23 protein-coding genes are annotated in these 25,559 nt (G+C 69.6%); 10 read left to right on the top strand and 13 right to left on the bottom strand.

Translation table 11 applies throughout. The annotated features are described in order from the left end of the window. On the top strand, positions 1-558 hold a 558-nt coding region (locus AB0M54_RS44985; protein ID WP_364478961.1), incomplete at its 5' end, for an integrase core domain-containing protein. Positions 559-1,569: 1,011 nt separating this feature from the next. On the opposite strand, the gene AB0M54_RS44990 is transcribed toward AB0M54_RS44985, so the two are convergent. Genes AB0M54_RS44990 through AB0M54_RS45005 form a run of 4 tightly spaced genes read right to left on the bottom strand, consistent with a single transcriptional unit; the run spans position 1,570 to position 5,332 of the window. Continuing rightward, the gene (locus AB0M54_RS44990) at positions 1,570-2,559 is read right to left on the bottom strand and encodes a nucleoside hydrolase (protein ID WP_364334594.1); all 990 of its coding nucleotides are present in this window, start codon (positions 2,557-2,559) and stop codon (positions 1,570-1,572) included. Further along, entirely contained in the window at positions 2,556-3,218 is a 663-nt protein-coding gene (locus AB0M54_RS44995; protein WP_364334597.1) for a cyclase family protein, read from the bottom strand. Before AB0M54_RS44995 ends, AB0M54_RS44990 begins: the two co-directional genes overlap by 4 nt. Further along, entirely contained in the window at positions 3,215-3,979 is a 765-nt protein-coding gene (locus AB0M54_RS45000; protein ID WP_364334600.1) for an SDR family oxidoreductase, read from the bottom strand. The genes AB0M54_RS44995 and AB0M54_RS45000 overlap by 4 nt, the downstream gene beginning before the upstream one ends. A 3-nt stretch (positions 3,980-3,982) precedes the next feature. Then, positions 3,983-5,332 carry an aminotransferase class III-fold pyridoxal phosphate-dependent enzyme gene (locus tag AB0M54_RS45005; protein WP_364478964.1) on the bottom strand — a complete coding sequence of 450 codons (1,350 nt, stop codon included), beginning with the start codon at positions 5,330-5,332 and terminating at the stop codon, positions 3,983-3,985. Between the two features lie 227 nt (positions 5,333-5,559). Between AB0M54_RS45005 and AB0M54_RS45010 the strand changes: the two genes are divergently transcribed. From AB0M54_RS45010 to AB0M54_RS45050, 9 genes are all read left to right on the top strand, one after another. Further along, positions 5,560-6,579 carry a BMP family ABC transporter substrate-binding protein gene (locus AB0M54_RS45010; RefSeq protein ID WP_364334606.1) on the top strand — a complete coding sequence of 340 codons (1,020 nt, stop codon included), beginning with the start codon at positions 5,560-5,562 and terminating at the stop codon, positions 6,577-6,579. 24 nt (positions 6,580-6,603) lie between these two features. Then, positions 6,604-8,118, top strand: a complete 1,515-nt coding sequence (locus AB0M54_RS45015) for an ABC transporter ATP-binding protein (protein WP_364478967.1) — start codon at positions 6,604-6,606, stop codon at positions 8,116-8,118. Between the two features lie 2 nt (positions 8,119-8,120). Further along, complete coding sequence (locus tag AB0M54_RS45020; protein ID WP_364334612.1) at positions 8,121-9,275, top strand: hypothetical protein; 1,155 nt, start codon at positions 8,121-8,123, stop codon at positions 9,273-9,275. Then, the gene (locus AB0M54_RS45025) at positions 9,253-10,146 is read left to right on the top strand and encodes an ABC transporter permease (RefSeq protein WP_364334615.1); all 894 of its coding nucleotides are present in this window, start codon (positions 9,253-9,255) and stop codon (positions 10,144-10,146) included. Before AB0M54_RS45020 ends, AB0M54_RS45025 begins: the two co-directional genes overlap by 23 nt. A 15-nt stretch (positions 10,147-10,161) precedes the next feature. Then, positions 10,162-11,127, top strand: coding sequence for a TIM barrel protein (locus AB0M54_RS45030; protein ID WP_364334618.1), 966 nt, complete (start codon positions 10,162-10,164; stop codon positions 11,125-11,127). Beyond that, positions 11,124-12,866 (top strand): dihydroxyacetone kinase family protein, encoded by a 1,743-nt coding sequence (locus tag AB0M54_RS45035; RefSeq protein ID WP_364478970.1) that lies wholly within the window; start codon positions 11,124-11,126, stop codon positions 12,864-12,866. Before AB0M54_RS45030 ends, AB0M54_RS45035 begins: the two co-directional genes overlap by 4 nt. After that, entirely contained in the window at positions 12,863-13,351 is a 489-nt protein-coding gene (locus AB0M54_RS45040) for a ribose-5-phosphate isomerase (protein WP_364478973.1), read from the top strand. Before AB0M54_RS45035 ends, AB0M54_RS45040 begins: the two co-directional genes overlap by 4 nt. Further along, positions 13,348-14,499: an adenosine deaminase gene (locus AB0M54_RS45045; RefSeq protein WP_364478976.1), complete on the top strand. Its 1,152-nt coding sequence runs from the start codon at positions 13,348-13,350 to the stop codon at positions 14,497-14,499. The genes AB0M54_RS45040 and AB0M54_RS45045 overlap by 4 nt, the downstream gene beginning before the upstream one ends. A 101-nt stretch (positions 14,500-14,600) precedes the next feature. Further along, a complete protein-coding gene (locus AB0M54_RS45050) occupies positions 14,601-15,269 on the top strand; it encodes a GntR family transcriptional regulator (protein ID WP_364334630.1) in 669 nt (222 codons plus the stop codon). 49 nt (positions 15,270-15,318) lie between these two features. Here AB0M54_RS45050 and AB0M54_RS45055 read toward each other — a convergent pair whose 3' ends face one another. The 9 genes from AB0M54_RS45055 to AB0M54_RS45095 form a co-directional block, all read right to left on the bottom strand. Continuing rightward, on the bottom strand, positions 15,319-17,184 hold the full coding sequence (locus tag AB0M54_RS45055; RefSeq protein WP_364478979.1) for a N,N-dimethylformamidase beta subunit family domain-containing protein: 1,866 nt from the start codon (positions 17,182-17,184) through the stop codon (positions 15,319-15,321). Between the two features lie 551 nt (positions 17,185-17,735). Then, positions 17,736-18,599 (bottom strand): SAM-dependent methyltransferase, encoded by an 864-nt coding sequence (locus AB0M54_RS45060; RefSeq protein ID WP_364478982.1) that lies wholly within the window; start codon positions 18,597-18,599, stop codon positions 17,736-17,738. A 343-nt stretch (positions 18,600-18,942) separates the two neighbouring features. Continuing rightward, positions 18,943-19,608, bottom strand: a complete 666-nt coding sequence (locus AB0M54_RS45065; protein WP_364478985.1) for a response regulator transcription factor — start codon at positions 19,606-19,608, stop codon at positions 18,943-18,945. A gap of 14 nt (positions 19,609-19,622) precedes the next feature. Continuing rightward, positions 19,623-20,537 carry a histidine kinase gene (locus tag AB0M54_RS45070; protein WP_364478988.1) on the bottom strand — a complete coding sequence of 305 codons (915 nt, stop codon included), beginning with the start codon at positions 20,535-20,537 and terminating at the stop codon, positions 19,623-19,625. Then, the gene (locus tag AB0M54_RS45075) at positions 20,534-21,121 is read right to left on the bottom strand and encodes a hypothetical protein (protein ID WP_364478991.1); all 588 of its coding nucleotides are present in this window, start codon (positions 21,119-21,121) and stop codon (positions 20,534-20,536) included. Before AB0M54_RS45075 ends, AB0M54_RS45070 begins: the two co-directional genes overlap by 4 nt. After that, positions 21,118-22,131 (bottom strand): hypothetical protein, encoded by a 1,014-nt coding sequence (locus tag AB0M54_RS45080; RefSeq protein WP_364478994.1) that lies wholly within the window; start codon positions 22,129-22,131, stop codon positions 21,118-21,120. Before AB0M54_RS45080 ends, AB0M54_RS45075 begins: the two co-directional genes overlap by 4 nt. Continuing rightward, on the bottom strand, positions 22,128-22,559 hold the full coding sequence (locus AB0M54_RS45085; protein ID WP_364478997.1) for a hypothetical protein: 432 nt from the start codon (positions 22,557-22,559) through the stop codon (positions 22,128-22,130). Before AB0M54_RS45085 ends, AB0M54_RS45080 begins: the two co-directional genes overlap by 4 nt. Further along, on the bottom strand, positions 22,556-23,863 hold the full coding sequence (locus AB0M54_RS45090) for a hypothetical protein (protein ID WP_364479000.1): 1,308 nt from the start codon (positions 23,861-23,863) through the stop codon (positions 22,556-22,558). The genes AB0M54_RS45085 and AB0M54_RS45090 overlap by 4 nt, the downstream gene beginning before the upstream one ends. 484 nt (positions 23,864-24,347) lie before the next feature. Then, a complete protein-coding gene (locus AB0M54_RS45095) occupies positions 24,348-25,544 on the bottom strand; it encodes an ADP-dependent glucokinase/phosphofructokinase (RefSeq protein WP_364332250.1) in 1,197 nt (398 codons plus the stop codon). Positions 25,545-25,559: the final 15 nt, after the last annotated feature.

The following is a 25,559-nucleotide window of genomic DNA, read 5'->3' on the forward strand; positions in this document are numbered from 1 at the left end:
GGGCTGCTTGCCTGCGACTTCCTACACGTCGACACGATCGGCCTAACCCGCGTCTATGTGTTGTTCCTGATGGAGTTAGCCACCCGGCGAGTACACATCCTGGGCGTCACCACCAACCCGACCGGCCAGTGGGTGGCACAGCAGGCCCGTAACCTGATGATGAACCTCGGACACCGGGCCGCACCGTTGCGGCTCCTGATACGAGACCGGGACACCAAGTACACCGCCGCTTTCGACGAGGTATTCGCCGCCGAGGACATCGAGATCCTGCGGACACCGCCCCAGGCGCCCCGCGCGAACGCCTACGCGGAGCGCTGGGTGCGGACAGTACGCCGGGAGTGCCTGGACCGGATCCTGATCTACAACCCGCGGCACCTGAGCGCCACGCTCGACGAGTACGTCCGTCACTACAACGAGCACCGGCCGCATCAAAGCCGTGAACAACGCCCGCCCACTCAGGACGCGTGCCCCGTGCCGGTCACGGATCTGGCCACCGTGCGAGTACGCCGCCGACGCGTCCTCAACAGGCTGATCAACGAGTATTCCCAGGCTGCGTAACCGAAGCCGGATTTTCGAACGGTACACGCCCGGAAAAGCGCATGCTGCAGGGTACGGACCGGATCCAGGATCGATCCACCAGCGGCGGGACTAGCCGAAACGGCACTCACCGGGCCCCTCCAAACTTCACACGCATCGACGAAGCAGCGGCCCTTCCCTCACCGGCGGTTCTGTTGTCCGCTCGGCTCGATCGGTACTACGGCCGCCTCCGACACCCACCCGGCTGGCCGTCCACTTCCCGAGGTCATCGGTTATAGGACGCCACGCTCCGGCAACACCCAACTCCGCAGGTCACCGGGCCGGGGAGGGTCTCCCCAGTTCCCGCCGTCACTATCTGAACGTTCCGCACCCTCATACGCCGGGGAGTTCCTCACGGCTGCAATCCAGGAGCTACACCGCTTCCATGGCCTTCACCCCGATCCGGAAGGGCTCGGCTCTCCCCTGTGCCACCCTCACAGGCAGCTGAGTAACGACGCCGCAGGTTTCGCATTCACGCTACGGACCGCTCAGTCGCTCCCCCAAAAGGGCCTTCGACACTGGGCTTCGACCCCGCCCGTTTCCAGACGAAGCCGCCAGTCTGCTACCGGGCCTCCTGGCAGCTACCCGGACCGGACTTCCACCGGCAAGCGACGACGAGCTTACGAACAACGATCAACCACCTACATGGTCAACCTCCACTCTGCTGGGCGCACCGGAAAGCCTCAGTGGCCCGACCTTGGCCTCAAGCTGGCGAACGACCCGGAGCCGGCCGTCAGATATGCGCTGGCCAGTTCCTTGAACGACAGCTCCGAGCACGACGAGGTCCGGCGCCTGCTCCAGACCGACCACCGAAGGCTAATCGCGAAGCGGCTTGCACGTCAGAAACCGACAATTACCCAGGCACGAGAAAGGACTTCTCCCGACTGCCCGGCCGACGCCCACGACCTTCGCCAGGGTCGTTGCGCCGACGCCACGAGCGTCGGCCGCGGCAGGGTGCTTCGCCCTGTGAATACCGCCGGCTTCCGTCGGCCGCTACACCACCGTGCTGCCGGCTGACGTGATGCGCTCGACGAAGCGGCGCACGAACGTCGCGCGGTCGACGTCGAAGGCCACCCGGACACGGGGATCACTGCCCCAGGCCCGGCCATCACGGTCCTGGCCGGGACGGCGGTCGGCGATCGTCATACCCCGCGTTCGAGTTCCGGTCAGCTCGATGGCCATCGGAAGGGTCTCCTCCTCGGTGATGAGCTCAGGGTGCGCGACGACGCCGACGGTGAGCGGCGAGTGCATCGCGCAGCAGTACCGACCGAAGATCTGCTCGTAGAACGACATGTACAAAGGCACGCCCGCCGCGATCAGCTCAGCCGCCGGCGTCGACGCCGCACGGACGGCCGCCAGATCCGTTGCCTCGAAGATCGTGTCATTGGTGACGTCAAGCCCGATCTGGAGAAAGTCCCACGGCTCCTTGTAACACAGAGCCACCGCCTCAGGATCGTGCAGCGCATCCGCCTCGGCGACCGGCGTCTGATTGCCAGGCGCCTTCACCGCACCACCCATCCACACCACCCTCGTGAGCCTCGACGCGAGGGCAGGATCGAGAAGCAGGGCGAGCGCGAGATTGGTCATCGGGCCGAGTCCGATCCACACCAGCTCACCCGGGTGCTCTGCCGCCAGGCGCACCGTCATCGCTGCGGCGGTCTCCTCGACCAGGTTCGCGTAGCTGGGCTCGGGCAGGAAAGCGTTGCCGAAACCGTCCTCGCCATGAATCTGCGGCACATAGTCGGCCACGCCGCCGGCCAGACCCTGCCCAGCGCCCTTGGCCAGGGGCACGACCGCGCCCAACCGTTCGAGGATCGCCGCGGTGTTGCGGGTGACCTTGTCGACGTCGACGTTGCCGAAGCTGGTGGTCACCGCGACCACGTCGAGTTCGGGAGACAGCAGACCGTAGATCAGGCCCATGCCGTCGTCCACGCCGGTGTCGGTGTCAATGATGACCTTGGTGCGGAGTGCTGGTGCGGTCATAGCGGATTCTCCGGAAGTCGAGGGGCGGGTTCGATGGCGACGATGCGCGCGGGGGCGCCGTCGAGGCCGACGAGCGGCAGCGGCAGGCAAACGAGATAGGTCGTGGTGGAGAGCTGCTCGAGGCCGGTGAGGCATTCCGCGATCACCATTCCGGCTCGGAGCAGACGCCGGTGAACGTCGTGCAGGTGGGCGACACTCGGGGTTGGCGTGTCGATGCCGAGGAAGCGGACGCCGAGATCGACCAGGACGTCGGCGATGTCCGGGCCGATCTCGGGAAAGCCGGCCCAGAAGCCGCTCGAGCCGTACCGCCGTGACCATCCGGAGCGCAGGAGCAGCCGGCCGGTGTCGCGAATCTGCTCGGCCCGGGCCAGCACGTCAGCACGGCTCACATCGCGGTCGTCGGGGACGTCGAGGACTGTCGCTGGGCCGATGCAGGCGCTGAGGTCGAGCGACTCGACGGTCGCCGCATCGGCGAGAAAGTGCCGGGGTGCGTCGACGTGGGTGCCGAGCTGGCTGAAGAGCCCGACATCCCACATTTCGATGCCACCGTCCTCGATCGTCGAGAACCGCGTGAAGGTTGCGGTCGGTTCGCCGGGGAAGGCGTCCATGCCGTGGGCGATGGGCAGGGTGAGATCGTAGATCCGGGTCGACGTGTTCACAGGCGTTCCAGCCCCCATTCGGCGTTGGCGGCGAGCAGCCCGCCGTCGACGGCGACCAGGCTGCCCGTCATGAAGGATGCGTACCGGCTCGCCAGGAACGCCACCACGCCGGCGACGTCGGAGGGTTCGCCGATGCGTCCGGCCGGGTAGAGGCGGGTCATGCGGGCTTCGGCCGTTTCGGGGTCACCGCTTGCCTCCCAGGCGCGGGTGGTCAGCGGCGTACGGATCGCCCCGGGGAGCACGGCGTTGACTCGCAGGCGTCCGGCGTACGCGAGCGCCGCGGTGCGCGTGTAGTTGAGGATGGCACCCTTGGTGACGGTGTAGCCGGCCAGTGCGGGGTCGCCGGTCGCGCTCAGCACCGACGCCATCAGCACCACACCGGAGCCGTTCGGCGCGCGTTCGGCGTACCGGCTGGTCAGGTCGATCACGGCGGCCACGTTGACGTCCCACAATCGGCGATGCTCCTCGGCCGTGGTGTCCTCCAGGCGTTTCTCGAGCTGGATTGCGGCGTTGTTGACCAGCAGCCAGCGTGGCCGTCGCACGCCTGCCCCGGCGAGGCGGTCCAGCGCGGTCGCGCGTACGTCCGGATCAGTGACGTCACCTACGAGGTGCACGTCCGCACCGGGGACTCCGGGGGCGGTCAGGTCGACGGAGACCACTACGGCACCGGCTTCGGCCAGCGTCTCCGCGCACGCGGCGCCGATGCCGGACGCGGCCCCGGTCACCAGGGCCGCGGTGTCGGAAAGGTCGAGGTTCAGCATCGGTCAGCCTCCGGTGGACAGGTTCAGGGCGGCGGTGAAGGCGGCGATCGCCTCGTCGACGTCCTCGTCGGTCACTGCCGTGGACAGGCAACCGGTTCCGCGGGGCATGATGAGCACCCCGGCGTTCACCATGTGCAGCCGTACCTCGGCGAGGAGGTCGGCGTCGGCGGTGTAGTGGGCACGGTAGCTGTCGACGGGCCGGGTGGAGAACGCAATGTCGAACATCGAGCCCAGGCCATTGACGTGGACGGGTATCCCGGCGTCGCGAGCCGCGCGGCGCAGGCCGTCGCGCAACCGATCGGTCCGCGCGGCGAGGTCGTCGTACGCCGTCTCGTCGAGTGCGGCCATGGCGGCCTGACCTGCCGCGAGCGCGAGCGGAGTGGCCGTGAACGTACCGGTCTGCACGAGTTGCTGCGGGCCTGGGGAAAAGACGTCGAAGATGTCGGCCCGCCCGCCGTACGCGGCGAGCGCGAAGCCACCGCCCATGATCTTGCCGATCGCGGTGAGATCGGGCGCGTAGCCCCACATGCCTTGGGCTCCCCGGTAGCCGGCCCGCAGCGACTGCACCTCGTCGAAGACGACCAGTGCGCCTGCCTCGGAGGCCGAGGCGAAGATCTGGTCGAGGAACGGGCGGTCCGCGGTCACCAGGGAGGCATTGCCCAGGAACGGCTCCACGATCACGGCCGCGATCTGGGTGCCCCAGCGCTCGAAGGCGGTTCGGACGGACGTGGGGTCGTTGTAGACCGCGGTGACCGTTTCGGACGGCTCCATGCCACCAGCGGCCGGTCGCGACGGGATCGCGGTGCCGGTCGGCAGCGGTTCCCGGGAGGCGACGTCGCGGTGCAGCTCGTTGTGCGAGCCGTGGAATCCGCCCTCGAACTTGAGCACACGGGTGCGCCCGGTGTGCGCGCGGGCGGCGCGTACCGCAAATCCCGTTGCCTCGGAACCGGAGGTGGTGAAGCGGAGCCGTTGCATCGAAGGCAGCCGGTCACGCAACTGTTCCGCGTACAACGCTTCGCGGGGGTTGGCCGTGCCGGAGCCGGTTGATCGCGTGAGTTCCCGGGCTGCCGCGCTTGCGGTCGGGCCATGGCCGTGGCCGTGCGCCAGACTGGTGTAGTTGTTCACCAGGTCCAGGTACGGATTCCCGTCGACGTCCGTGACACGTGCACCCGCTGCCACCGCTCCGTAGAAGGGGTAGGGCTCGAACGCGAGGGTCGAGCGCGAGACGCTGCCGGCTATCACCTCACCGGCCTGGCGAAACAGTCGCCGGGATTCCGGGGTCCTCTTCTCGTACGCGACAAGTGCTCTGCGGTGCGTGGACGTCGGCGTCGACGCCGTCTGTGCGGTGGTCACGGTCACGCTCCTACTGCGGGTCGGATTCGGTACGGCGGCTCTGAGCTGCCCCTTGACGCTCGGGCGTCGCAGCCACCAGACTGGTCTTACCAGTTAGACCAGAAGCAGACAACAGCTAGCCGGGAACCTCCCGGCACTCCTTGAACCGCATCAACCCCGACCCCATCCGAGGAGAAGCCATGCGTTCTATTCGTCGTCTCGCACTGAGACCAGCCAGCACAGCCGTCGTGACCGTCCTCGCCCTCACGATCACCGCCTGCGACGGGGGCTCGGACGCCGGTTCACCGGCCCGGAAGGTCGCCCTGCTGATCCCGGGCACCACCGGTGACGGCGGTTTCTTCGACGACTCGAAGGCCGGCGTCGAGAAGGGCGCCTCCGCGGCCGGTTTCGAGCCGCAGGTGGTCGAGGCCGGGACCGAAGCGACCAAGTGGCAGCCCGCCTTCGAGGACCTGGTCACCGGGGACGCCAACCCGGTCATCACCGGCACCTTCGCGATGACCGAACTGGTCGAACAGGCGGCCGCTCAGCATCCGGACAAGCAGTTCGTGCTCTTCGACGCGGCGATCGACCCGAAGAAGTGCGGCAACTGCACGAACGTGTACTCGATCACCTACCGCTACGACCAGGCCGGCTTCCTTGCCGGCGCACTCGCCGGCCTGCTCGAGACCGCCCCCAAGGTCGGCAAAGTGGCCAGGACCGGCGTCGTCGGAGTCGTCGGCGGCCAGGAGATCGGCGTCATCGAGGATTACATCGCGGGATTCAAGGCCGGTGTTGCTGCCGTCGCCCCGAAGGTCCGGGTCCTCTCTGCCTACGCCAACTCCTTCGCCGACCCGGCCCAGGGCAAGGCAGTCGCCGAGGACATGATCGCCCAGGGCGCGGAGATTCTGTTCACCGCGGCCGGCGGCACCGACAAGGGTGTCTTCGAGGCGGCCGCCGCTCACGGCCTGTGGGCGATCGGCAACTCCGCCCAGCAGTCCGCCTCCGCGAAGGTCGGCGGAACCGACACCATCCTCAGCTCCGCCTCGACCGACGTCGAGTCGTCGATCGCCGACGCGGTGACTGCGGCCGCGAACGACAAGCTGCCGACCGGCCAGGTCGCCTCCTTCGGCGTCAAGGACGACTCGGTCCGGCTGGAGAAGACCGGCCTGTACGCCGCTGTCGTACCCGCGGACGTGCAAACGCGGATGGACAAGGTCGTCACCGATCTCGGCGCCGGAACCTACGACTCCGTGCTGCCGGGGGCCTGAGCCGTGCCCGCGGATGCGTCCGGCATGCCGGCGCTGGAACTGATCGAGGTCGACAAGTGGTTCGGCCCAGTGCATGCGAATCGCTCGGTGTCGCTGGTGCTTCGCCGCGGCAGCGTGCACGCGGTGCTGGGTGAGAACGGCGCCGGCAAGTCCACGCTGATGAACATCCTGTTCGGCGTGGAGCAGCCTGACTCCGGAAGCATCCTGCTGGGCGGTCAGCGGCGCGTCTTCCGCACGCCGAAGGACGCGATCAACGCCGGCGTCGGCATGGTGTTCCAGCACTTCGGCCTGGTCCCGGAGCTGTCGGCACTGGACAACATCGCGTTGGGCGCCGAGACCACCCGGCGCGGGAGGGTCGACCGGTCGCGGGCGGCGGACCGCATCGGCGAGCTGGCGGCGGAACTGCGCCTCGAAGTTTTCCTCAGCCGCCGTGTCGCGGACCTGACGGTTGCGCAGCAGCAACGCGTCGAGATCCTCAAGGCCCTCTACCGAGGCGCCCGGATCCTCATCCTCGATGAACCCACGGCGCTGCTCGCGCCGCCGGAGCGAGAAGGCCTGTTCGCGGCCGTCCGGCGTTTGCAGGCCATCGGCGTCTCCGTCCTGTTCATCACTCACAAACTCGAGGAAGCCGAACAGCTCGCCGACGACGTCACCGTGATGCGGCACGGCGCGGTGGTCGCCCGCCGGAAGATCGGGCGGGTCACTCGAGCGACGCTGATCGCCGACATGGTAGGCGGGCGGCCTGCGCAGCACACCCACTCCGAGCGGGTACCCGGCGACGTCGTCGCTGAGTTGCGGGGCGTCGGTATCAGCCGCGGAGCCGACGTACCGCTGACCGGTGTGGACCTTCAGATTCGCGCGGGCGAGATCGTCGGCGTCGTCGGCATCGATGGGCACGGCCAGCAACTGCTGTGCGAGGCGCTCGCCGGGATGCGACAACCGGACGACGGAACGTTGCTGCTCCGCGGCAACGAGCAGCGAACCTGGAACCGGGCTGCGGCGCTGCGGGCACGCGTCGCCTACGTGCCGGAGGACCGACTGACCGCCGGCGTGGCGCGGCACCTCAGCATTGCCGAGAACCTCGTCTTGAATCGGGTCGGAGATGCGCGCTTCTTCCCTCGCGGCCTCACCGCCCGCAAGGCGATGAAGGCGAACGCCGACGCGTTGATCGATCGCTTCGACATCCGCTGCCGCGACGGCAGCCAGCACGTCGGCAGCCTGTCCGGCGGCAACGTCCAGAAAGTGGTCCTGGCGCGTGAGCTGTCCCGCGACCCACGGCTGGTAATCGTCCGCGAACCGACGCGTGGGCTGGACGTCGCCGCGATCGCCAATGTGCACGCACAGCTGGCAGTGTCCGCATCCGGCGGCGCGGCGGTCCTGGTGCAGTCCAGCGATCTCGACGAGATCCGCACGATCGCCGACCGGATCCTGGTCATGCGTGACGGGCGGGTCGTGGCGGATTTGGTCAACGACGCCTCCGTACAGACCGCACAGCTCGGCGCACTGATGCTCGGCGCCGCCCGGACGGAGGAAGCCTGATCATGCGTGTCGCCCGATCCTCCCTCTCCCCCAGCGTCCTGCGCCTGGCCGCAGGTGTCCTGCTCGCTTTCGTACTGATCCTTCTGCTGTTCAGCGTGACCAGCGATCAGCCGTGGCGCACCCTCGGGGACCTGTTCACCGGCGCGGTGTCCAGCCCCGGACGCATAGAGCAATGGCTCTCCTACTCCAGCTTCGTGATGTTCACCGGCGCCAGCGTATGCCTGGCTTTCCGGATCGGGATGTTCGCGATCGGCGCCGAGGGCCAGGTCCTCGTCGGCGCTCTCGCGGCCGGCCTCGTCGCCCTCGCGTTGGGCCCGAGTGGTGCGGCGCTCCCCCTGGCGTTGGCCGCAGCGATCGCCGGCGGATGCGTCTGGGGACTCGTACCCGGTCTGATGAAGGCCTACCTGGGCACCGACGAGATCGTCAGCACTCTGATGCTCAACTACGTCGCAACATTCCTGTTCGCCTTTGTCGTCAAGGAGTTTCTTCTACCGCCCGGCGCCGGGTTCCCGGTCTCCAGCTTCTTCGACCCGGCCCTCTTCCTGCCATCGTTCGGGCAGGCTCCGGCCATCCCGGTGGTTCTGCTTCTCGGCATTCTGGTCTGCCTCGGCAGTGGTCTGCTTCTGAGCCGTACCGGACTCGGTTTCCGCCTGCGCGTCGTCGGTGAGAGCCAGCGGACGGCACTCGCCAACGGCTATTCCGTACGCCGCCTGATCTGCCTGGTCTTCGTGATCTCCGGTGGCATCGCCGGAGCCGCCGGGGCCGTGATCGGCTTCGGCGACACCCATCGCCTCATCATCGGGATGGCCACCGGCATCGGTTTCGACGGCGTCCTGGTCGCCTTGCTCGCCGTCAACCGTCCCGCACTGGTGCCACTCACCGCTCTGGCCTACGGATACCTGCGCACCGGCGGCGACGTCATCCAGATCACCGCCGGAGTCCCCCGCGACGTCGTGGTGGTCCTGCAGGGCCTGCTCATCATCGGTCTGGCCGCGTTGCTGCGCCAGCGCGAGCGCCGCCGACGTTCGCCGCTCGCCGACGACCCGGTGGAGCCGGTCACGGCGAAGTCCGAGCCCGGACCGGAGCTCGGCGCGAGCGCCCCCTCTCTCGTCCCGTCCACCCAGGAGGTGACCGATGTACCTCGCCGGCATACTTGAGGTCGCGACTCCACTCGTCCTCGCCGCTCTCGGTTGCCTGCTCACGGTTCGCGCCGGTGTGGACAACATCGGCCTGGAGGGCATGATGCTCGGCGGCGCGTTCGGCGCCGCCGCGGTTTCCACGACCTTCCTGGGCCCCTGGGGCGGCCTGGCAGCGGCGGTGCTCGTCGGCGCTGCCCTCGCAACGCTGCTGGCCTGGTCCCATCTGGGTCTGGGGGCGCACTTCGTCCTGGCCGGCATCGCGGTCAATCTGGTGGCCGCCGGTGGCACCGTGACGCTCCTGTATGCACTCAATCGCGGGTCCGGCGGCGGATCCAACGCGCTGGAGTCCAGGCCGTTGCCCACCGTCGGGCTGTCGTTCCTCGACGGCCTGCCCGTCCTCGGCGCGTTCGCCGATCTGTCGCCCCTGACCTGGCTGGCGATCGTCCTGGTACCGCTGTTCGTCAAGTTCTACTTCGACACCCGCCCCGGCATCTGGATCCGCGCGGTCGGCGGTAACGCATCGGCTGTCGTCGAGGCCGGCGTCTCTCCGCTGCGGGTCAAGTGGGGAGCGATGCTCGCCTCCGGTGTGCTGGCCGGTGTCGCCGGTGCTCAGCTCTCCCTGGCGACCACACACACGTTCGTCCGCGACATGACCCAGGGCCGCGGATTCATCGCGCTGGCCGCCGTCTACCTCGGGCTCAAGCATCCCGTCGGCACCGTTGTCGCGGCCACCCTGTTCGGCGCCTTCCAGGCACTCACCACCGTGCTACAGGTACGCACCGAGTTTCCCACCGATCCCATCTCGGCCCTGCCCTACGTCGCCACCGTGCTTGCGCTGGCCGTGGCCGGGCTGCGTTCGCTTCGCCGTCCCGCGGTCGCGGGCGCCTGAGCCCAGGAGCCTGACATGACATCCACAGCGACCCGCCGCATCCAGTCGCACGTACGTGCGGAACTGGACGCCACAACCTGGCCCGTGGCCACCGGAACCCTGCCTTTCCCGCCCAGTGCGGACCACGCCGACCGAGCTCGCCGCCTGCGGCAGGTGGCCCGCGCAGGCTTCGTGTTGGTGGAACTGACCGACACCTGGCTGCGGGTGGGCGATCTTCCCGGTGACGAGGTCGATCAGCTCGGCGAGGCGGCGGCCGCCGCCAAGCTCGAGATCGCGGCCGTCGCAGTGATCCGGGGCAGCGTCGTGGACCCCCGGCACGGCGACGCCAATCTCGCCTACAGTCACCGCACCATCGACGCTGCCGCCCGGCTGGGTGCGCGTGTCGTGTCGGTCGGGCTGCACGAGCCGCTCACCGCAGCCCAACGTGAGCAGTTGTGGTTCTGGACGGCCGACCATCCGGCCAACGATCCCGCGGACACCGAGCTGCGCGGCCGCGCTGTGGCCCGCCTACGCGATCTGGGCTCACATGCCGCGGCGGCCGGGCTCCTGCTCTCGCTCGAGATGTACGAGGACACCTTCCTCGGCACCGCCGAGAGTGCGGTTCGCATGGTCGAGGACATCGGCCTGCCCGAGGTCGGGCTCAACCCGGATACCGGCAACCTGGTGCGGCTGCACCGACCCGTCGAACCGCCCCGCGAGGTCCTCGAAAAGGTGCTGCCCTACACCAACTACTGGCATGTCAAGAACTACCTGCGTATGGACGACCCCGATCGTGGAGTGGTGCTGACCTCGCCGACGTCGCTCGAGCTCGGCGTCATCGACTACCGCCAGGCGCTCGGTACGGCACTCGCCTCCGGATTCTCCGGAGTCGTGACCTGCGAGCAGTACGGCGGCGACGCCCTCGGGGTCAGCGCCGTGAACCACGCGTACGTCCGCGGACTGCTGCACAGCCACCTCGATGAGGAGAGGAACAACCCGTGACATCGATCCACAACGGCCCGGATGACTTCGTCGATGACGCTCTCGACGGGCTGACCCGAGCTCACCCGCGCCAGGTCCGGCGCGTCGATGGCGGCGTGGTCCGCGCGACGCCCGTACCGCCCGGGCAGGTCGCCGTCGTCCTCGGCGGCGGCTCCGGTCACTACCCGGCATTCGCCGGGCTGGTCGGCCCGGGGCTGGCCACCGGCGCCGTCTGCGGGCAGGTCTTCACCTCCCCGTCGGCGGCACAGGCCTACCACGTCGCCCATGCCTGCGACCGCGGCGCCGGAGTGCTGTTCCTGTACGGCAACTATGCCGGTGACGTCCTGCACTTCGGCCTCGCCCAGGAACGGCTGCGCGGCGAGGGCCATGACGTGCGCACGCTGCTGGTCACCGACGACATCGCCAGCGCGCCCACCGGTCAGGAGCACCAGCGGCGCGGCGTGGCCGGTGATTTCGTCGTCGTCAAACTTGCCGGCGCCGCAGCCGAGGGCGGCGCCGGTCTGGACGAGGTGGAACGCGTCGCCCGCTGCGCCAACGAGCGCACGCGGACCCTCGGGATCGCCCTCTCCGGCTGCACGCTTCCGGGTGCGGATGCTCCTCTGTTCACCGTCCCCACCGCGACGATGTCGGTAGGACTCGGCATCCACGGCGAGCCGGGGGTCAGTGACGAGCCTCTTCCGGCCGCGCGCACCCTCGCCGAACGGCTGATCACCGACCTGGTGGCCGAGTCCCGCCCCGAGTGGGGCAGCCGGGCCGTCGTCCTGGTCAACGGGCTGGGCACCGTGTCCCACGAGGAGCTCTTCATCCTCTTCGCCGGTGTCGCCCGCGCGCTGAGCGACCGCGGTGTGGAGGTGGTCGACGCCGAGGTCGGCGAGCTCGTCACCAGCCTGGACATGGGCGGGCTCTCGGTCACCGTCTGCTGGGTCGACGATGAGCTCGAGCGGCTCTGGCGCGCACCGGCCAACAGCGCGGCGTACACCCGCGTTCCCGGCCCGGAGCCGGTCGACACCGAGGTCCCGGATGTCGGCACCTACGACCGAGGCATCCCCGCTGTCGCCGATGATCGCAGCGCCGCCGCCCGGGCCGCCGGTCCCCGCGCCGTCGCCGCTCTGGACACAGCTATCCAGGCCCTTGCCCGCGAGGAGCGTAGCCTCGGCGACCTCGACGCTGTCGCAGGCGACGGCGACCACGGCACGGGAATGCTCCGCGGCGCCCGAGGCGCGCTGGCCGCCGCGCAGGGCGCCGTCGATTCCGGCGCCGGTCTCAGCGGCGCACTCATCGCGGCCGGCCGTGCCTGGGCGGACGTCGGGGGCGGCACGTCCGGCGCCCTTTGGGGCGCCGGGCTCGAGCGTGCGGCCCGGCACCTGCACGACGCCGACGATCTCGACACCGCGGCGATCGCCGGCGCGGCTCGCTCCGCCCTCGACGCCATCACCGGACTCGGCGGCGCTAACCCGGGCGACAAGACCATCGTCGACGCCTTCGAGCCGCTCGTCCGCGCGCTCGAGGCAGCTGCCACCGCCGGCACGGGCCTCGGTGCGGCCTGGCACCTCGCCGCCTCGGCCGCGCTCGCCGGCGCGAAGGGCACCGCTGCGCTCGTACCGGTGCGCGGCCGGGCCCGGCCGCTCGCCGAGCGCAGCCGCGGCCATGCCGATCCCGGGGCCACCTCGTTCGCCCTGCTCGCCGGAGCGCTGGCCGAGCAATCCCCCACCGCCGAACCGTCCGGAGCACAACCATGACCAGTACCGGCCCCCGCCCTTTGCGGATGGTCATCGGCGCCGATGACGCCGGCTACCTCTACAAGGAAATGCTCAAGGCGGACCTGGAGGCACATCCGCGGGTCGTCTCCATCGTCGATGTCGGCGTGGACGAGGCCACACACACGCCATACCCACAGGTCGCGGTTGCGGCCGCCGAATTGGTGGCGTCCGGCGCTGCCGATCGGGCCCTGCTGGTCTGCGGCACAGGACTGGGCGTGGCCATCTCGGCGAACAAGGTGCCCGGTATCCGAGCCGTCACCGCCCATGACATCTACTCGGTCCAGCGATCCGTACTGAGCAACAACGCCCAGGTGCTGACGCTCGGCGAGCGGGTGATCGGTCCGGAGCTCGCCCGAGCGCTGGTCCAGGAGTGGTTGCGGCACGAGTTCGATCCAGCTTCGGCCTCAGCGGCAAAGGTCGCCGCGATCTCCACCTACGAGACAGGACGGGAGACCGTCGCATGAGCCTCCTCGCACGCGAGCGGCGACCGCTCGACCCGGCCGGCGAGCTCCTCGGCGTTCGCAGCCTGCCCAAGGTGTCCCTGCACGATCATCTGGAGGGGGCCCTGCGCGAGCAGACAATCCTCGAGCTCGGCGCGGAGCTGGGTCTCGAGCTGCCGGCCGGGGACCCGGAAGACCTCGCGGCCTGGTTCCTGCACCGGGCCGACGCGGGTTCTCTGGTCGCCTACCTGGAGTCCTTCTGGATGACCGACGCTGTCATGCAAACGGTCCCCGGCCTGCATCGTGTGGCCCGCGAGTACGTCCTGGACCTGGCCGCCGACGGGGTCGTGTACGGCGAGGTTCGATGGGCGCCCGAGGCAAAGCAGCGCAATGAGCTGACGCTAGACGAGGTCGTCGAAGCAGTCCAGGCCGGAATCGAGGACGGGATGGCCGGGGCCACCGCGGGCGGCCGTCCGATCGAGGTCCGGCAGCTGCTTTGCGCGATGCGCAACGGACGGCGCGCCCGGGAGATCGCGGAGCTTGCGCTGCGGCACCGTGACCGCGGGGTGGTCGGCTTCGACATCGCAGGGCCGGAGACCGGCTATCCAGCGGGCGCGCACCGTGACGCGTTCGACCTGCTGGCCCATGAGCTGTTCCCGGTGACCGTGCACGCGGGCGAGGCGGACGGTCCCGCCAGCATCGCCGGGGCGCTGGTGGACGGGCGCGCCTTGCGGCTGGGCCACGGTGTCCGCATCGCCGAGGATCTCGGGCCGCGGGACGAGCTCGGCCCGGTCGCCAGGTGGGTACGCGACCGTCGGGTAGCGCTGGAGACGAGTCCGACCTCCAACCTCCATACGGGCGCGGTGGCCGCCTGGGGCGACACCATGGCCGATCATCCGTTCGAGCGCCTGCGCCGGCTCGGCTTCACGGTGACCGTCAACACCGACAACCGGTTGATGAGCCAGACCACGCTGTCGCACGACCTCGCCCGCCTCACCCAGGCGTTCGGTTACGGCCTCGACGAGCACGAGCGGTTCCAGCTCGACGCAGCTCGTGCGGCGTTCGTCGATCACGACGTCCGTACGCGGATCCTCGAGCGCATCCGCGACGGCTTCGCGGCCGCTCGCACCCGCCGAAGGCTGTCGGCCTACATCCCCGGGCTGCGCGGGTGAGCACATGGGTGCCGCATACTGCTAGTCGCCCGGCCGGTTTTACCGGTCCGGCCGGCCGTGCCCGCCTGGGCATCGGCCCAGCGGTGCTCGGAGGAGGATTCGTGGAACTCGGCGGACGGCGCGACTCGCAGGCGAACCGGATCGCCCGGGCCCTTGTGGACCGGATCCGCGAGGGTGTCTATGCGGTCGGCGCCAAGCTGCCGAGTGAGCGCAAGCTGGCCGAGGAGTTCGCGGTCTCCCGGCCGGTCGTCCGCGAGGCCCTGTCGACGCTGACCGCAATGGACCTGGTCGATATCCAGATGGGGCGCGGCGCTTTCGTCACCGCGGCGCCCGGCGACCATGTGGTGAGCGGCGGGGTCAAGCTTCAGGACGTCGTCAATGTGCGTGAGGTCCTGGAGACTGGTGCGCTGCGTCTCGCGGTCACGCACGTCGGCGGGGAGGAGCACGCCGCGGTCGGCGCCGCGCTGGAGCGTCTCCGGGAGGCGGTCACCTTGCGGCAGGACACCGTGGAGGCCGACCGAGCGCTGCATGCCGCGATCATCGCGGCGGCCCGGAGCCCGCTGCTGGCGTCGCTGTGGGACGGCATCGACAAGCAGGTCGTCGAGACGATCCGGATCTCGCCGCACGGCCAGACGATGAGCAAGGCGATCTTCGAGCTGCATGAAAAACTTGCCCGCGACCTCGTCGCGGGCAAGCTGGAGACTGCGATCGAGGCTTCGAAGCTGTTGCACGAAGACAACCGGCGATTCCTCCGGGAACTGCTCGCCTGACCTGTCAATGGCCCGGTCGCACGCCTGCGGCCGGGCCACCGGACCGTCCTCAGGTTTCCGGGTCGAGCATGTCCAGAAGCGCGGCCGTGGTGATCAGCCGGCAGTGCCCCGGGTCATCCGGCTCGTTGAGGCGTGACGTCCAGGAGATCGAGCCCGTCGAGAAGACCTGCCCGCCGTGGGGCGTTCGGCGCCACACGACGTCACCGCGGGTCGACGCTCGAATCCCGGCCGACGGGTCGGAGCCAAGAACGAGGTATTCCGGCACCGGGCGGTAGTCGTCGGGAAGATTGTCCAGCCGCCCGAGAATGATCGTTCCTTCCGGCGAGCCCAGGTCGGGGTCATAGCGGTCGACCTCGAAGCCGCCGAGGCCGAACAGCTCGCCAGTGAGTTCACGCAGCGCCGACCCGAGCCTTGTGGGCAGGTCCGTGAGCGGGAGATCCGCCGGCTGGCGGTAGCCGACGTCAGCCGAGAATCCGATCGCCGAGTAGCCGACACCGGTCAGCAGGTTCGGCGGACGGCCCAACCGGCGCCAGAGGCCGCCCATCTCCCCTGACACCTGGTGGTGGGCTTCCCCTGGGTCGCCGGCCCAGATGTCACCGCCACTGTCGCCACGGCGCAGCTCCAGCAGCCATGGACGGTCCGCGTCGACCTCGACCTTGAGGATGAAACCGTTTCCTCCGAGGTACATCAGGTGACCGCCCCGCTCGAGGTGACGGTCGTAGGTGTCGAGCAGCTCACGCGTGCTGTACTCCGGGTGGCTGCCGGTGATCAGCACGTCGATCCCGTCGATCGCCTCCTCGCCCTGCTCGTGCAGCTGCTCGTCGGTGAGGATGGTCCAGTCGACCCCGGTCTCGGACAGCCAGCGGAGGATCGACAGGTCGGCCGAAAGCTGGTGGGTCCGCCCCAGCAGTTGACTGACCCAGTCCGGCCGCACCGTCGCCTGGGGCCGGCGCAACGACGCCAAGTGGACGCCGCTGCCGTCATGGTGCCGGCCGTAGAGGGAAAGCAGACGGTGTTCGTCGATGTACCGGTACACATGGGCCGAACATGTCAATCCACGATGGCGATAGACAGCCGGGTCCGCGTCTTCAAAAAAGCCATTGTTGGCGTACGCGCGGTAGCTGAACGTCGGAAGGACCAAAGCCACCTGCGCCCGCGCACCGGGCTCCGCCGTCACGAAGACGGGGATGGGACACCAACGCTCCACATCGTCGTAGCGCGGCTCGGCGTCCAGCGAGAGCACGACGCAGTAGACGCCGGGGCGCGCGTCGGCCGGGATCTCGATCTCGGCGAGCAGCGGCCATTCTGCGTCCGCCAGGTCGTCGCGATGGAACCAGGCGCCCCCGTACTCCTCCGGAGCGTCGACGAAGCAGGTGTGCCGCCCCCGCCACGCGGAGCCGGTCATTCCGCGCCCAGGACCGTTGATCAGACGGGAATGTGCGAACAGTCCCGCGATGTCCGGCACGTCGTCGTCGTACGGCAGAGCGCTGAAGTCCCAGCTGGTCAGCAGTTCGCCGGCTGCATTCAGGAGCCTTGGCGCCTCCACCTTGGCGTCCAGTTCACCACGGCACTCCGTAGGGGAGTCCGGGTCGTGTCGTCCCGCGATCAGAAGTTCTTCGAGCGCTCCCCCGCCCAAGGCCGCAAGATCGGCGGACCACGTCAAGGGCAGCGTCGTGTGCAAGCCGCGCAGCCGTAGCTCGACGGACTCTTTGCACACGCTCATCGCCAGCCGGTGCCAGGTTCGGACGCCGAGGCGCAATCCCGTCGGCAGGTGATCGCCGGCCTCAGTCGCCAGCCACAGCGAACTGTCCGGGTGAAGGACCACACGGACAGCGCCGGCGGTCCCCCGCAGCTCGATGAGGGTCGACGAGCTTGGCTGCGCGCTGCGTTGCCAGACGGTGAGCTCGAGGGTCACCTCGGAAAGCTGCCGGGCGGGACCACTGACACGCAGACAGGAGCCTGGGACGAGAGGGACTGACCGGGCCGGCAGCGGTCCGAGGGACGCCAGCGACGGCAGACCCCGCCAATGCTCCGGGCCGGCCACCGCATCATCGACAGCCAGAAGTGTGGCGTACAGCAGGCCGCCCTCCGCCGACGCGTGGACGGCCACACGGCCGCCGGGCTGAAGATGCCACCGAGGTACATACCCAGCGACGGCGGAACTCACGACGACCGCCCGCGCCTCATGGATCTCTCGAGACGTTGATCGTCGAGCAACATACGTCCTCCTGAGCCTGCGTCCTGGCTCGGACTCTACGACCAGCCGACAGTCCCCGGCAATACCGGCATTACCAGTTTCGACACCAGGCCCGCCCGTGGGAGGGCACCACCACCGAGGCCAGGTTCACCCTGCGTGTGTCGGCGTGGTCAGCATGGTCGGCGAGGCACTGCGCTCGCTCGTCGCCTGACTCATTTGGCCGTCCGCGGACCGCACGTACGACGCCCCGCCCCGGCCCGGCCCGCCTGCTAAAGGTCCACCGGCGCGCAGCTGAAGTACCAGAGGGCCGAGCCGCCGCGGTCCGGGTCCAGCCAGGACGTCACCGGGCGGTCGTACCGCCAGCCCAGTTCGACCGCGGTGAGCTCGTCGGGGGTCCAGCCGTGGTCCAGCAGCCAGTCGTGCGGCGGAACGGGGTGGCCGGAGCGGATCAGTCCTTCGAAGCGGCGGGTGCCGTCGTCGGACGCCGCGAGTTCGGACCGGGCGTCCGGGCTGACCGAGGCCAGCTCGATGCCGAGGCGGCTGCCCGGCGCGGACATCTCCCGGGCGCGGGTCAGCAGCGCCTCCAGCTCGGGCCGGTCGAGGTAGACGGCCAGGCCCTCGGCGATCCAGGCGGTCGGGCGGGACGGGTCGAAGCCGGCCGCGAGCAGAGCGGACGGCCAGTCGTCGGCCAGGTCGACCGGGATGGCCGTACGCTCGGTCAGCACCGGCACGCCGGCCTTGGCCGCCGCCTGCTCCTTCAGCGCCAGCCCGGCCGGCCGGTCCAGCTCGAAGATCCGGCGCCCGGGCCATGTCTGGCGGTAGGCGCGGCCGTCCAGTCCGGCACCGAGCAGCACGATCTGCTCGACCCCGGAATCGATGATCATCTGGTCGTAGTGCAGGGTCCGCAGGACGATGACGTCGCCTATCATCCGCGCCATCCCGGCCATGTCGCCCGGCATTCTCTCGAAGTCCGGCGGTGTGCCCGGTTCGGACAGTCCCAGGTGGACCATCAGGGCCTCGGCCAAGGGGTCGCGGAAGGCGGGATTCGGGGACAGCGACTCAGCGGCCCGGTGGGTGGCCACCAGCACGGCGGTCCAGCCTACGCCGTCGGGCAGGGTGGGTGCGTCAGTCATACCAGGGACGACGCGGCGGCGGGCGGTCAGTTCAAAAGCGCGCCCACACCATGCGCAGCTTCCGCGGATTTCCGGTCAGCCGGGCCGGATCCCCACCGGGCGGCGAGACGACGCGGGTCTCCACAGTGGCCGCTCCCGCGCGGTCAGATAGAACCGCTGGGCGGCGAGACTCCGCTCCAGCACCCAGAGCCGGCGTAGGCGCCCCGGTAGTGGCGGCGCCAGCTGTCGGCGTGCGGCGAAGCGACTGCTCGGCGTCGTCGGCCTCGGCGGCCCGAAAGGTTTGACATGGGCGCCCTCGCCGAGCGCCGACACAGGTCAACTCAGGCTGGAGCCGCTCGCGCTTTCACCACGTGGGAGGCCGCCGGGACCAGGCGAGCACAATGTGGACACGGTCCGGCAGGTTGAGCTTCGCCAGGATGCTGGAGACGTGTGCCTTGACCGTGTACCGGCTGATGCCGAGCCGGTGGGCGACGTCGTCGTTGGACAGCCCCTGACCCACAAGGTCACAGACTTCGCGCTCGCGCTGGGACAGGTGGCGCAGGGCCGCGCGCAGGCGCTGGCCCTCCGCGGTCGGCATCGCCGGACCGAACGTTTCGAACACGCGCGCGGTGGCCTCGGGTGCCAGGACGGCGTGGCCGGAGGCGACGATCCGGATGCCGTCGCGCAGCCGGTCGCCGGGTGCGTCTTTGAGCAGGAAGCCGCTGGCTCCGGCCGAAACCGCGGCATAGACGTAGCTGTCCAGGTCGTAGGTGGTCAGGATCAGTACCCGGGGCGGGTGGCCGGAGACTGTGGAGGGACCGGCCACGATGCGGCGGGTCGCTTCGATGCCGTCCATCACCGGCATCCGGATGTCCATCAGCACCACGTCCGGCGTGAGGCGGCTGGCTGCCGTCACCGCGTCGGCGCCGTTGGCTGCCGTACCCGCGATCTCGAGGTCCGGGGCTGCTCCGACCAGCCGGGTGAGCGCGTCGCGCAGCAGCTGCTCGTCGTCGGCCACCAACACGCGCACGGGACGGTCGGCGGTCAAGTCTCGCCCCGCATCGGGAACGTAGCGATGACCTCGAAGCTGCCGTCAGCACGTGACGCGGTCGACAGAGTCCCGCCCACCAGTGCGACACGTTCACGCATGCCGACCAAACCCAGTCCGCTGCCACCGGGGGCCCTACCCGACCGGACCGGAGGTGCGTTGTTCACCCGTAACGTATCCACGTCGTCCAGCCCGGGAAGCACGACGAGCGGATCATGAAGGACCGAGTCGGGGGCCATCCGCAGCACCCCGAGCAGGCGGCGGAGCTCGGCCAGCGACTGACGGCCGGTTGCCGCCAGCCGCCGCAGTGCCTCGCGCAGCTCCGCGTCGTCGCCGGTCTCCGAGGTCGCGTCGGCGTCGAGCACCATCGCGGTGACCGCGTGGTTGAGGATGTCGTGCAGTTCCCTCGCCAGCAGGACACGTTCCCGTTCGGCCGCACGCTGCTCAGCCCGGGCACGTTGCTCCTCCAGTCGCCGGGAATATCGGATCTGGTGGGCGCTGAGCCGGCCGACTCCCCAGAATGCGCCGAACAGGACGGTGAGCGCGATGCTCCCCGCCGCGGCGTACCCGGGATCGTCGCCGTGACGCTGGACACCGTGACCAAGAACGGCGATCAGGCTGAAGGTGAGGACCAGACCGGCCTGCTGCTGCCGGCGACCGGCCCACGCGCCCAACCCGCATGCGGCGGCGAGGAAGCCGACCAGCAACTCCATGTCCTTGACCACCAGCACCGCTTCCAGAACGGTGACGACGATCAGGACGGTCAACGGGAACCGGCGACACAACAGCAGGGCCAGCGACTGCCCGAGGACCACACCAAGCAGCAGCCCGGCCGGCCCGCCCGGCCGCCTCCCCAGCACGGTCACCAGGGCGGCGAGCAGAGGCAGGCCGACGAGAAGGACACTGCTCATCCACTCCAGTCGGAGTCGATTCGCCGCCGCTTCGGCTTGCTCCTGGTCCAGAGATACGCCACCACGGGCACCGCGAGGATCCACGGCAGCAGGCCAACCGTCCAGCTCAGCGCCGCTGACGGTCCGGGACGCGAACCCACCGGCAGCGCCAGGACCCCGGTCGAGGTGCCCTCCGGACCGGCCACGGTGAACTCGAACCGCCACGTTCCCTCCTCGGGCAGGGCAACCGCGTCCAAGCCCCACACGCTGTAGTCGCGGGGACGGCGGGGAAGCTTCATCTCGTCCTCGCCGGCGAGCCGGGCCGCGATACCCAGCAGGGTCGACTCGCCCCGAGGCGAAACCACGCGCAGCACGCCGGTCCTGCCCTCGATACCGCCGACCGGCTCGAAGGTGAAGTCTAGCGATCGGTCGGCGCGCAGCGGCCAGTCGGTGAACGAGGTGGTGAGCGTCGACGAGCCCATCGCCACCGATTCGCTGTGGACCAGTTCCGGCGGCGGCACTGCTGAGGCCGGCGAGGCGGCGGCCAGCAGAGCGAGCGCGCCCACGGCGGTGATGAAGGCGGCGCGTACGGTCCGGCGGCTCATCGAGCCACCTCCAGCTGTGGGGTGCGCAGCAGGGCGGCGTTCTGCCAGCCGAACCAGCACAGTCCCGCGCTCGCCGCCACCACCAGGACAACAGGCAGGATGGACATATCCCCGGCGGATTCCCCGAACAGCATGTCCTGCAACGCGACCGCAGGTCCGGCCACCGCGCCGACGGCCAGCATCGCCCGGCGTGGTGCGATCTTCCGGCGCCGTGCCAGCCACACGCCCCCAGCGGCGAGCGCGATGATCAGGGGGAAGAGGAATGGCATTGCGGCGCCCACGATGGACAGCTCGACGGCGTTGTCGCGCAGACGCAAGTCGATCGCATCGGCGTAGATCTGCGTCGCGTACGGCGGGAAGACCATGGTCGCACCGAGGAGCAGCAGGAACGCCGCACCGGGGCCGATCATCCACCATCGGCCGAGATCGGCCCCGGCGACGATGCCGACGGTCCACGCCGCCGCCCCGCCCATGCCGAGCAGGCTCACCGGGATGCCGAAGATCTGACCATCGAAGCTGATCGACGCGCTGGCGAGGAATAGAGCACCGGCACCGGCCAGGCCCCATCGCCCGGCCCGGTGCGCGCGCAGCGCCAGGAGCGCCAGCACGACGCCCCCGGACTCGGTCTGCATCGCGAGCTGCAGCCCGATGTGCGAGGGCGTCAGTGCGAGGATGTCGAAGCCGTAGACCGTGTGCCACCACAGATCCGTCGCGCCGTACAACAGGTGCCCAGCCGCACCCAGCCCGCTGACCAGGAAGGCGATCGGCGCTTGGAACGGCCCGACGCGGACGATCCGGTCGCTGTCCGAGGCCCCCCGACGGGTCGTGGTGAGGACCACGGCCAGCGAGGTGAGGCCGATCAGGCCAGACCCGGCGTAGAACATCAGGTGCGGCGCCGTGAAGAACGTGTCCGGGCCGACGTCGACATGCCATTGCCCGTCCCAGGCGACTCCTAGCCACAGCAGCGTCATGCCCAGCAGAAGCGACCAGGCGCCTCTTGTCACGGTCACTCTTGTTCTCCTTCGTACTCGACCGGCACCTCGATGTCGATGACATCGGGCCCGGTGGTGGTTTCCACTCGGATGTCCAGCTGCCATGTACCGGGCATGGAGAACAGCTCTCCACGTACGCGGAAGCGATCCGCACCGACCCGCTGGGCCGGAATCTCGGGTGTCACGTGGCCCATGGCGGGCATGACGCCGGAGACCGCGACGGCCCGCACGTCCCTGGCCGGCGAGCCGTCAAGCCGGCGCAGCCCTATCTCGACGTCGATGACGCCGGTCGTCCCCCGGCCGATCCGCGCGGTGGCCAGGAACCGCTGCCCGCCGGCGGTGATGCTGACCGGCTCGGGGCCGGAGGACTTCGCCACGGTCACCCCGGCCAGTGCCGACAAGGCCGATAGCGCAACCAGCCACCCGGCGACGATGCGTGGCCTCATGCCGTCCCCGCCCGCACGTCGACCACGTGCGGGAGCGTGGTGATCCGCAGCTCCCGCGCGTACTGCACCCACACGAAGTAGCGTCCCGGCTCCGGGAAGGTGAAGGCGAAGCGCAACGTCGGGTCGTAGGCCGGGACCGTGTCGTCCGGCGGGGCCACGTCGGTGTCCATCGACCCCAGCTCATGCGCATGCCCCAGGAAGCCGCCCCGGCTGTCGCGGACGATCAGATGCCCCGCCATCCCCAGCCACGGCTGCACCCGGCCGGGCCCGGAATCGATCCGAATGCTCACCGGTCGCGTTGCGAACACCTCACGCGGCGTAGTTGGCAACACGACCCTTCCCACCGATGAGGTGACCGGTCCCGGCCCAGCAACCTCGAACCGGCCGGAGACCAGCTGGCTGCCGGCGCTGTCACGCTCGAACTCGACGTTCACCACGTACGGCCCGGGTTCGGGGGTGGCTAGTCGCACCTCCAGCTTCCCCGGGGCCATCCGCCTAGGGTGCACATGCCGGAATATGGCGCCATCGGCCGAAGTCACCACCACGTGCGCCAGCGCCTGATGGTGAGGAACCAGGTCGTCCAGCGGCCGTCCAGTCGATCCGTCGACCAGCACGATCCGCAGCGTGAAGTCCTTGCCCGCCGCCGGACGCGCCGGCATCGAGTAGATCCACGCCTGGGCATAGGGGCGACCGGCCGGACCGGTCCCGGCGGGGACCGTCTCAGCGCCGGGCAACGCCGGCGACACCATCGCCAGCGTGCCCGCGACCACCAACGCCACCCCGGCGCCGCCACCGAGGACCACGGCGATCGCGCGTGATCCCGCGGCGGCCACACCGAACGCCCCGAACAGCAGCAGCGCGGCCGCCCCGAAGGCGCCACTCACCCACAGGTCCGAGGGCGCCCGCGGCACTTGCACCCGGAACGGCAGCTGGGAGAACTCCCCGCCAGCACGTAGCTCCAGCCAGTGCGGCCCCTGGTCGCGTACCGCCAGCATCAGCGGGTACGTCCGTGCCACGTCCCGCTCGAATAGGAAACTCCCGGCCGTCGCCCCCGCGGAGGTGCCTGACCGCACCGTCACCTCGATCGGCAGCGCTCGCACCGGGGTGTGCGGGATGAGGTCCACTCGCAGCGGACCGGGCACCTCGCCGACACGCCGGACCGCCAGGGTCACCTCCATCCCGGCGATCGTCTGCGCCAGCACGGTGTCCCCACCCGGCACCGGCCCGTGCGCGGCGGCCGGTGCCCCGCCCACCGCCACCGCCGCGACCGCCATCAGCAAGGTCACCAGCACTCTGATCGACATGCCGGAAAACCTAAAAGGACACACGCTCGCGCGCGTAGTTCCCGGGAACGAGTAGCACTAGTTCCCGGGAATTAATGTCGTGGAACGCTGATGCGAGTGCGGGAGCGTGCGATGGATCAAGGATCTGGCCGACGGTTCTTGACCCAGCCAGAGGCCTGGCTCGTTGTCGCAGGTGGGATCGTTCGCAGCTCGATCGGTGGCCGAACCGGTTCTCTCCTCGCAGACTGGTCGCCATGGCTGCCGTTCGACGATGCGGCCGTCTCAGCGCCGCGTCTGTCGGTTCCTGGATCTCGACCAGCAGAATCCCGTCGCCGATCGCGTGCGGCAGGCCGGCCGGGCAGAGGATCGCGTCGCCGGCGCGACCGGGATCCGGCTGGTCGCGGCGAGCATCTCGTCGTTCTTCTGCCCATCAACCCACCCGGCCAGCTCATCAAGATCGACATCACGAGCAAAACCTAGATGGACGCACGCGCCGGGGCGCACGTTAAGAGTGGGGGTGGGACGGTTGGACGGGTTTCCTTGCCAGCTCGGCGAGAAAACCGCCGACGAACGTGTCGCCGAGACCAACGGTGGTGGGGTTCTCGACGTCGAGCACGAAGCCGGGAATGACAGTGCCCTTCATCCGAGACGCGAACGCGACGGACTCGGGCCGCCGCGGCCGCCGACGCAGCCGCTCGACGTCCTTGTCGGTGAAGTCGTCGCCGTGGCAGTAGCGGGTGGCGGCCATGACCGTGCCGGTGTCGAGGGCGGCGGCGTAATCGCCCGCGCCGGTCGCCAGGGCCCAGTACTTGGTGTGCAGCACCAAGGTGGGCACCGGGATCAGTTCGCGCACCTCAGCGAGTGCCGACGCCACGTCCTCGGCGTCCAACAGGTCGACCGTCCGGTTCAGGTAGGACTGCAACTCGTCCTCGTTCAGCCCGTACACGTCGATGTGGTCGAGCAACGCCTCCCGGACCCGGCGGCTGAAGGCGGGCTCGTGGTAGGCCGCGTCCTCGAAGTAGGTCACCGCGGACGGCGGTAGCTGCCGCATGTGCGCGGTGAGGGACGCGAGCCGATCATCGAGCTCGGCGGCGTCACGCATGGCGTTGAATCCGGAGATGAGGAATAGGTCGGCCGCGCTCAGCCGCTCTCCGAGATCAGCGGTGAGCACCATGTCACTGTTCGCCGGGTCGTTCACGTAGATCAGGCGGTTGGGGAACGGTGGGTTGATGTCGATGTCGTTCGCCCGGATCCGCAGGCCCTGGTCGTACTGGACGATCAGGTGCGGATAGTAGGTGTCCTCGACGCCGCTGTTGATGTATTCGCTGTCGTCCGGCAGCAGCCTGCGGAACGTGTCGTTGACGCTGACCAGGTGCAGGGTCGACGGCACGCCCAGCCGACTCATCAGGATCCCGGCCCGCACCGACGTCCCGCCCAGCGTCTGCCGATGCGGGAACCGATTGGCGAAGGTCTGCAGCGCCGGGGCGGAGGCGACGAAGTGCTCGCCGCCCCGGTCCCGGGCGACGGATCCCAGGATCGACACGACCAGGTCCCGCTCGCCGGCCACCTCAACCGGCGACGTCAGGTCCGCGGCGACGATGCCGTACTCGATGATCAGCTGCTGCAGAACGGGAGCGGTCAGCTTCAGCTCGTAGTCGACACAGCCGCCCAGGCCCAAAACGACTCGAGACGCGCCTGTCATGTCGGAACGAGGCAT

It is taken from the genome of Actinoplanes sp. NPDC051470 (assembly GCF_040682035.1).
GTDB lineage: Bacteria > Actinomycetota > Actinomycetes > Mycobacteriales > Micromonosporaceae > Actinoplanes.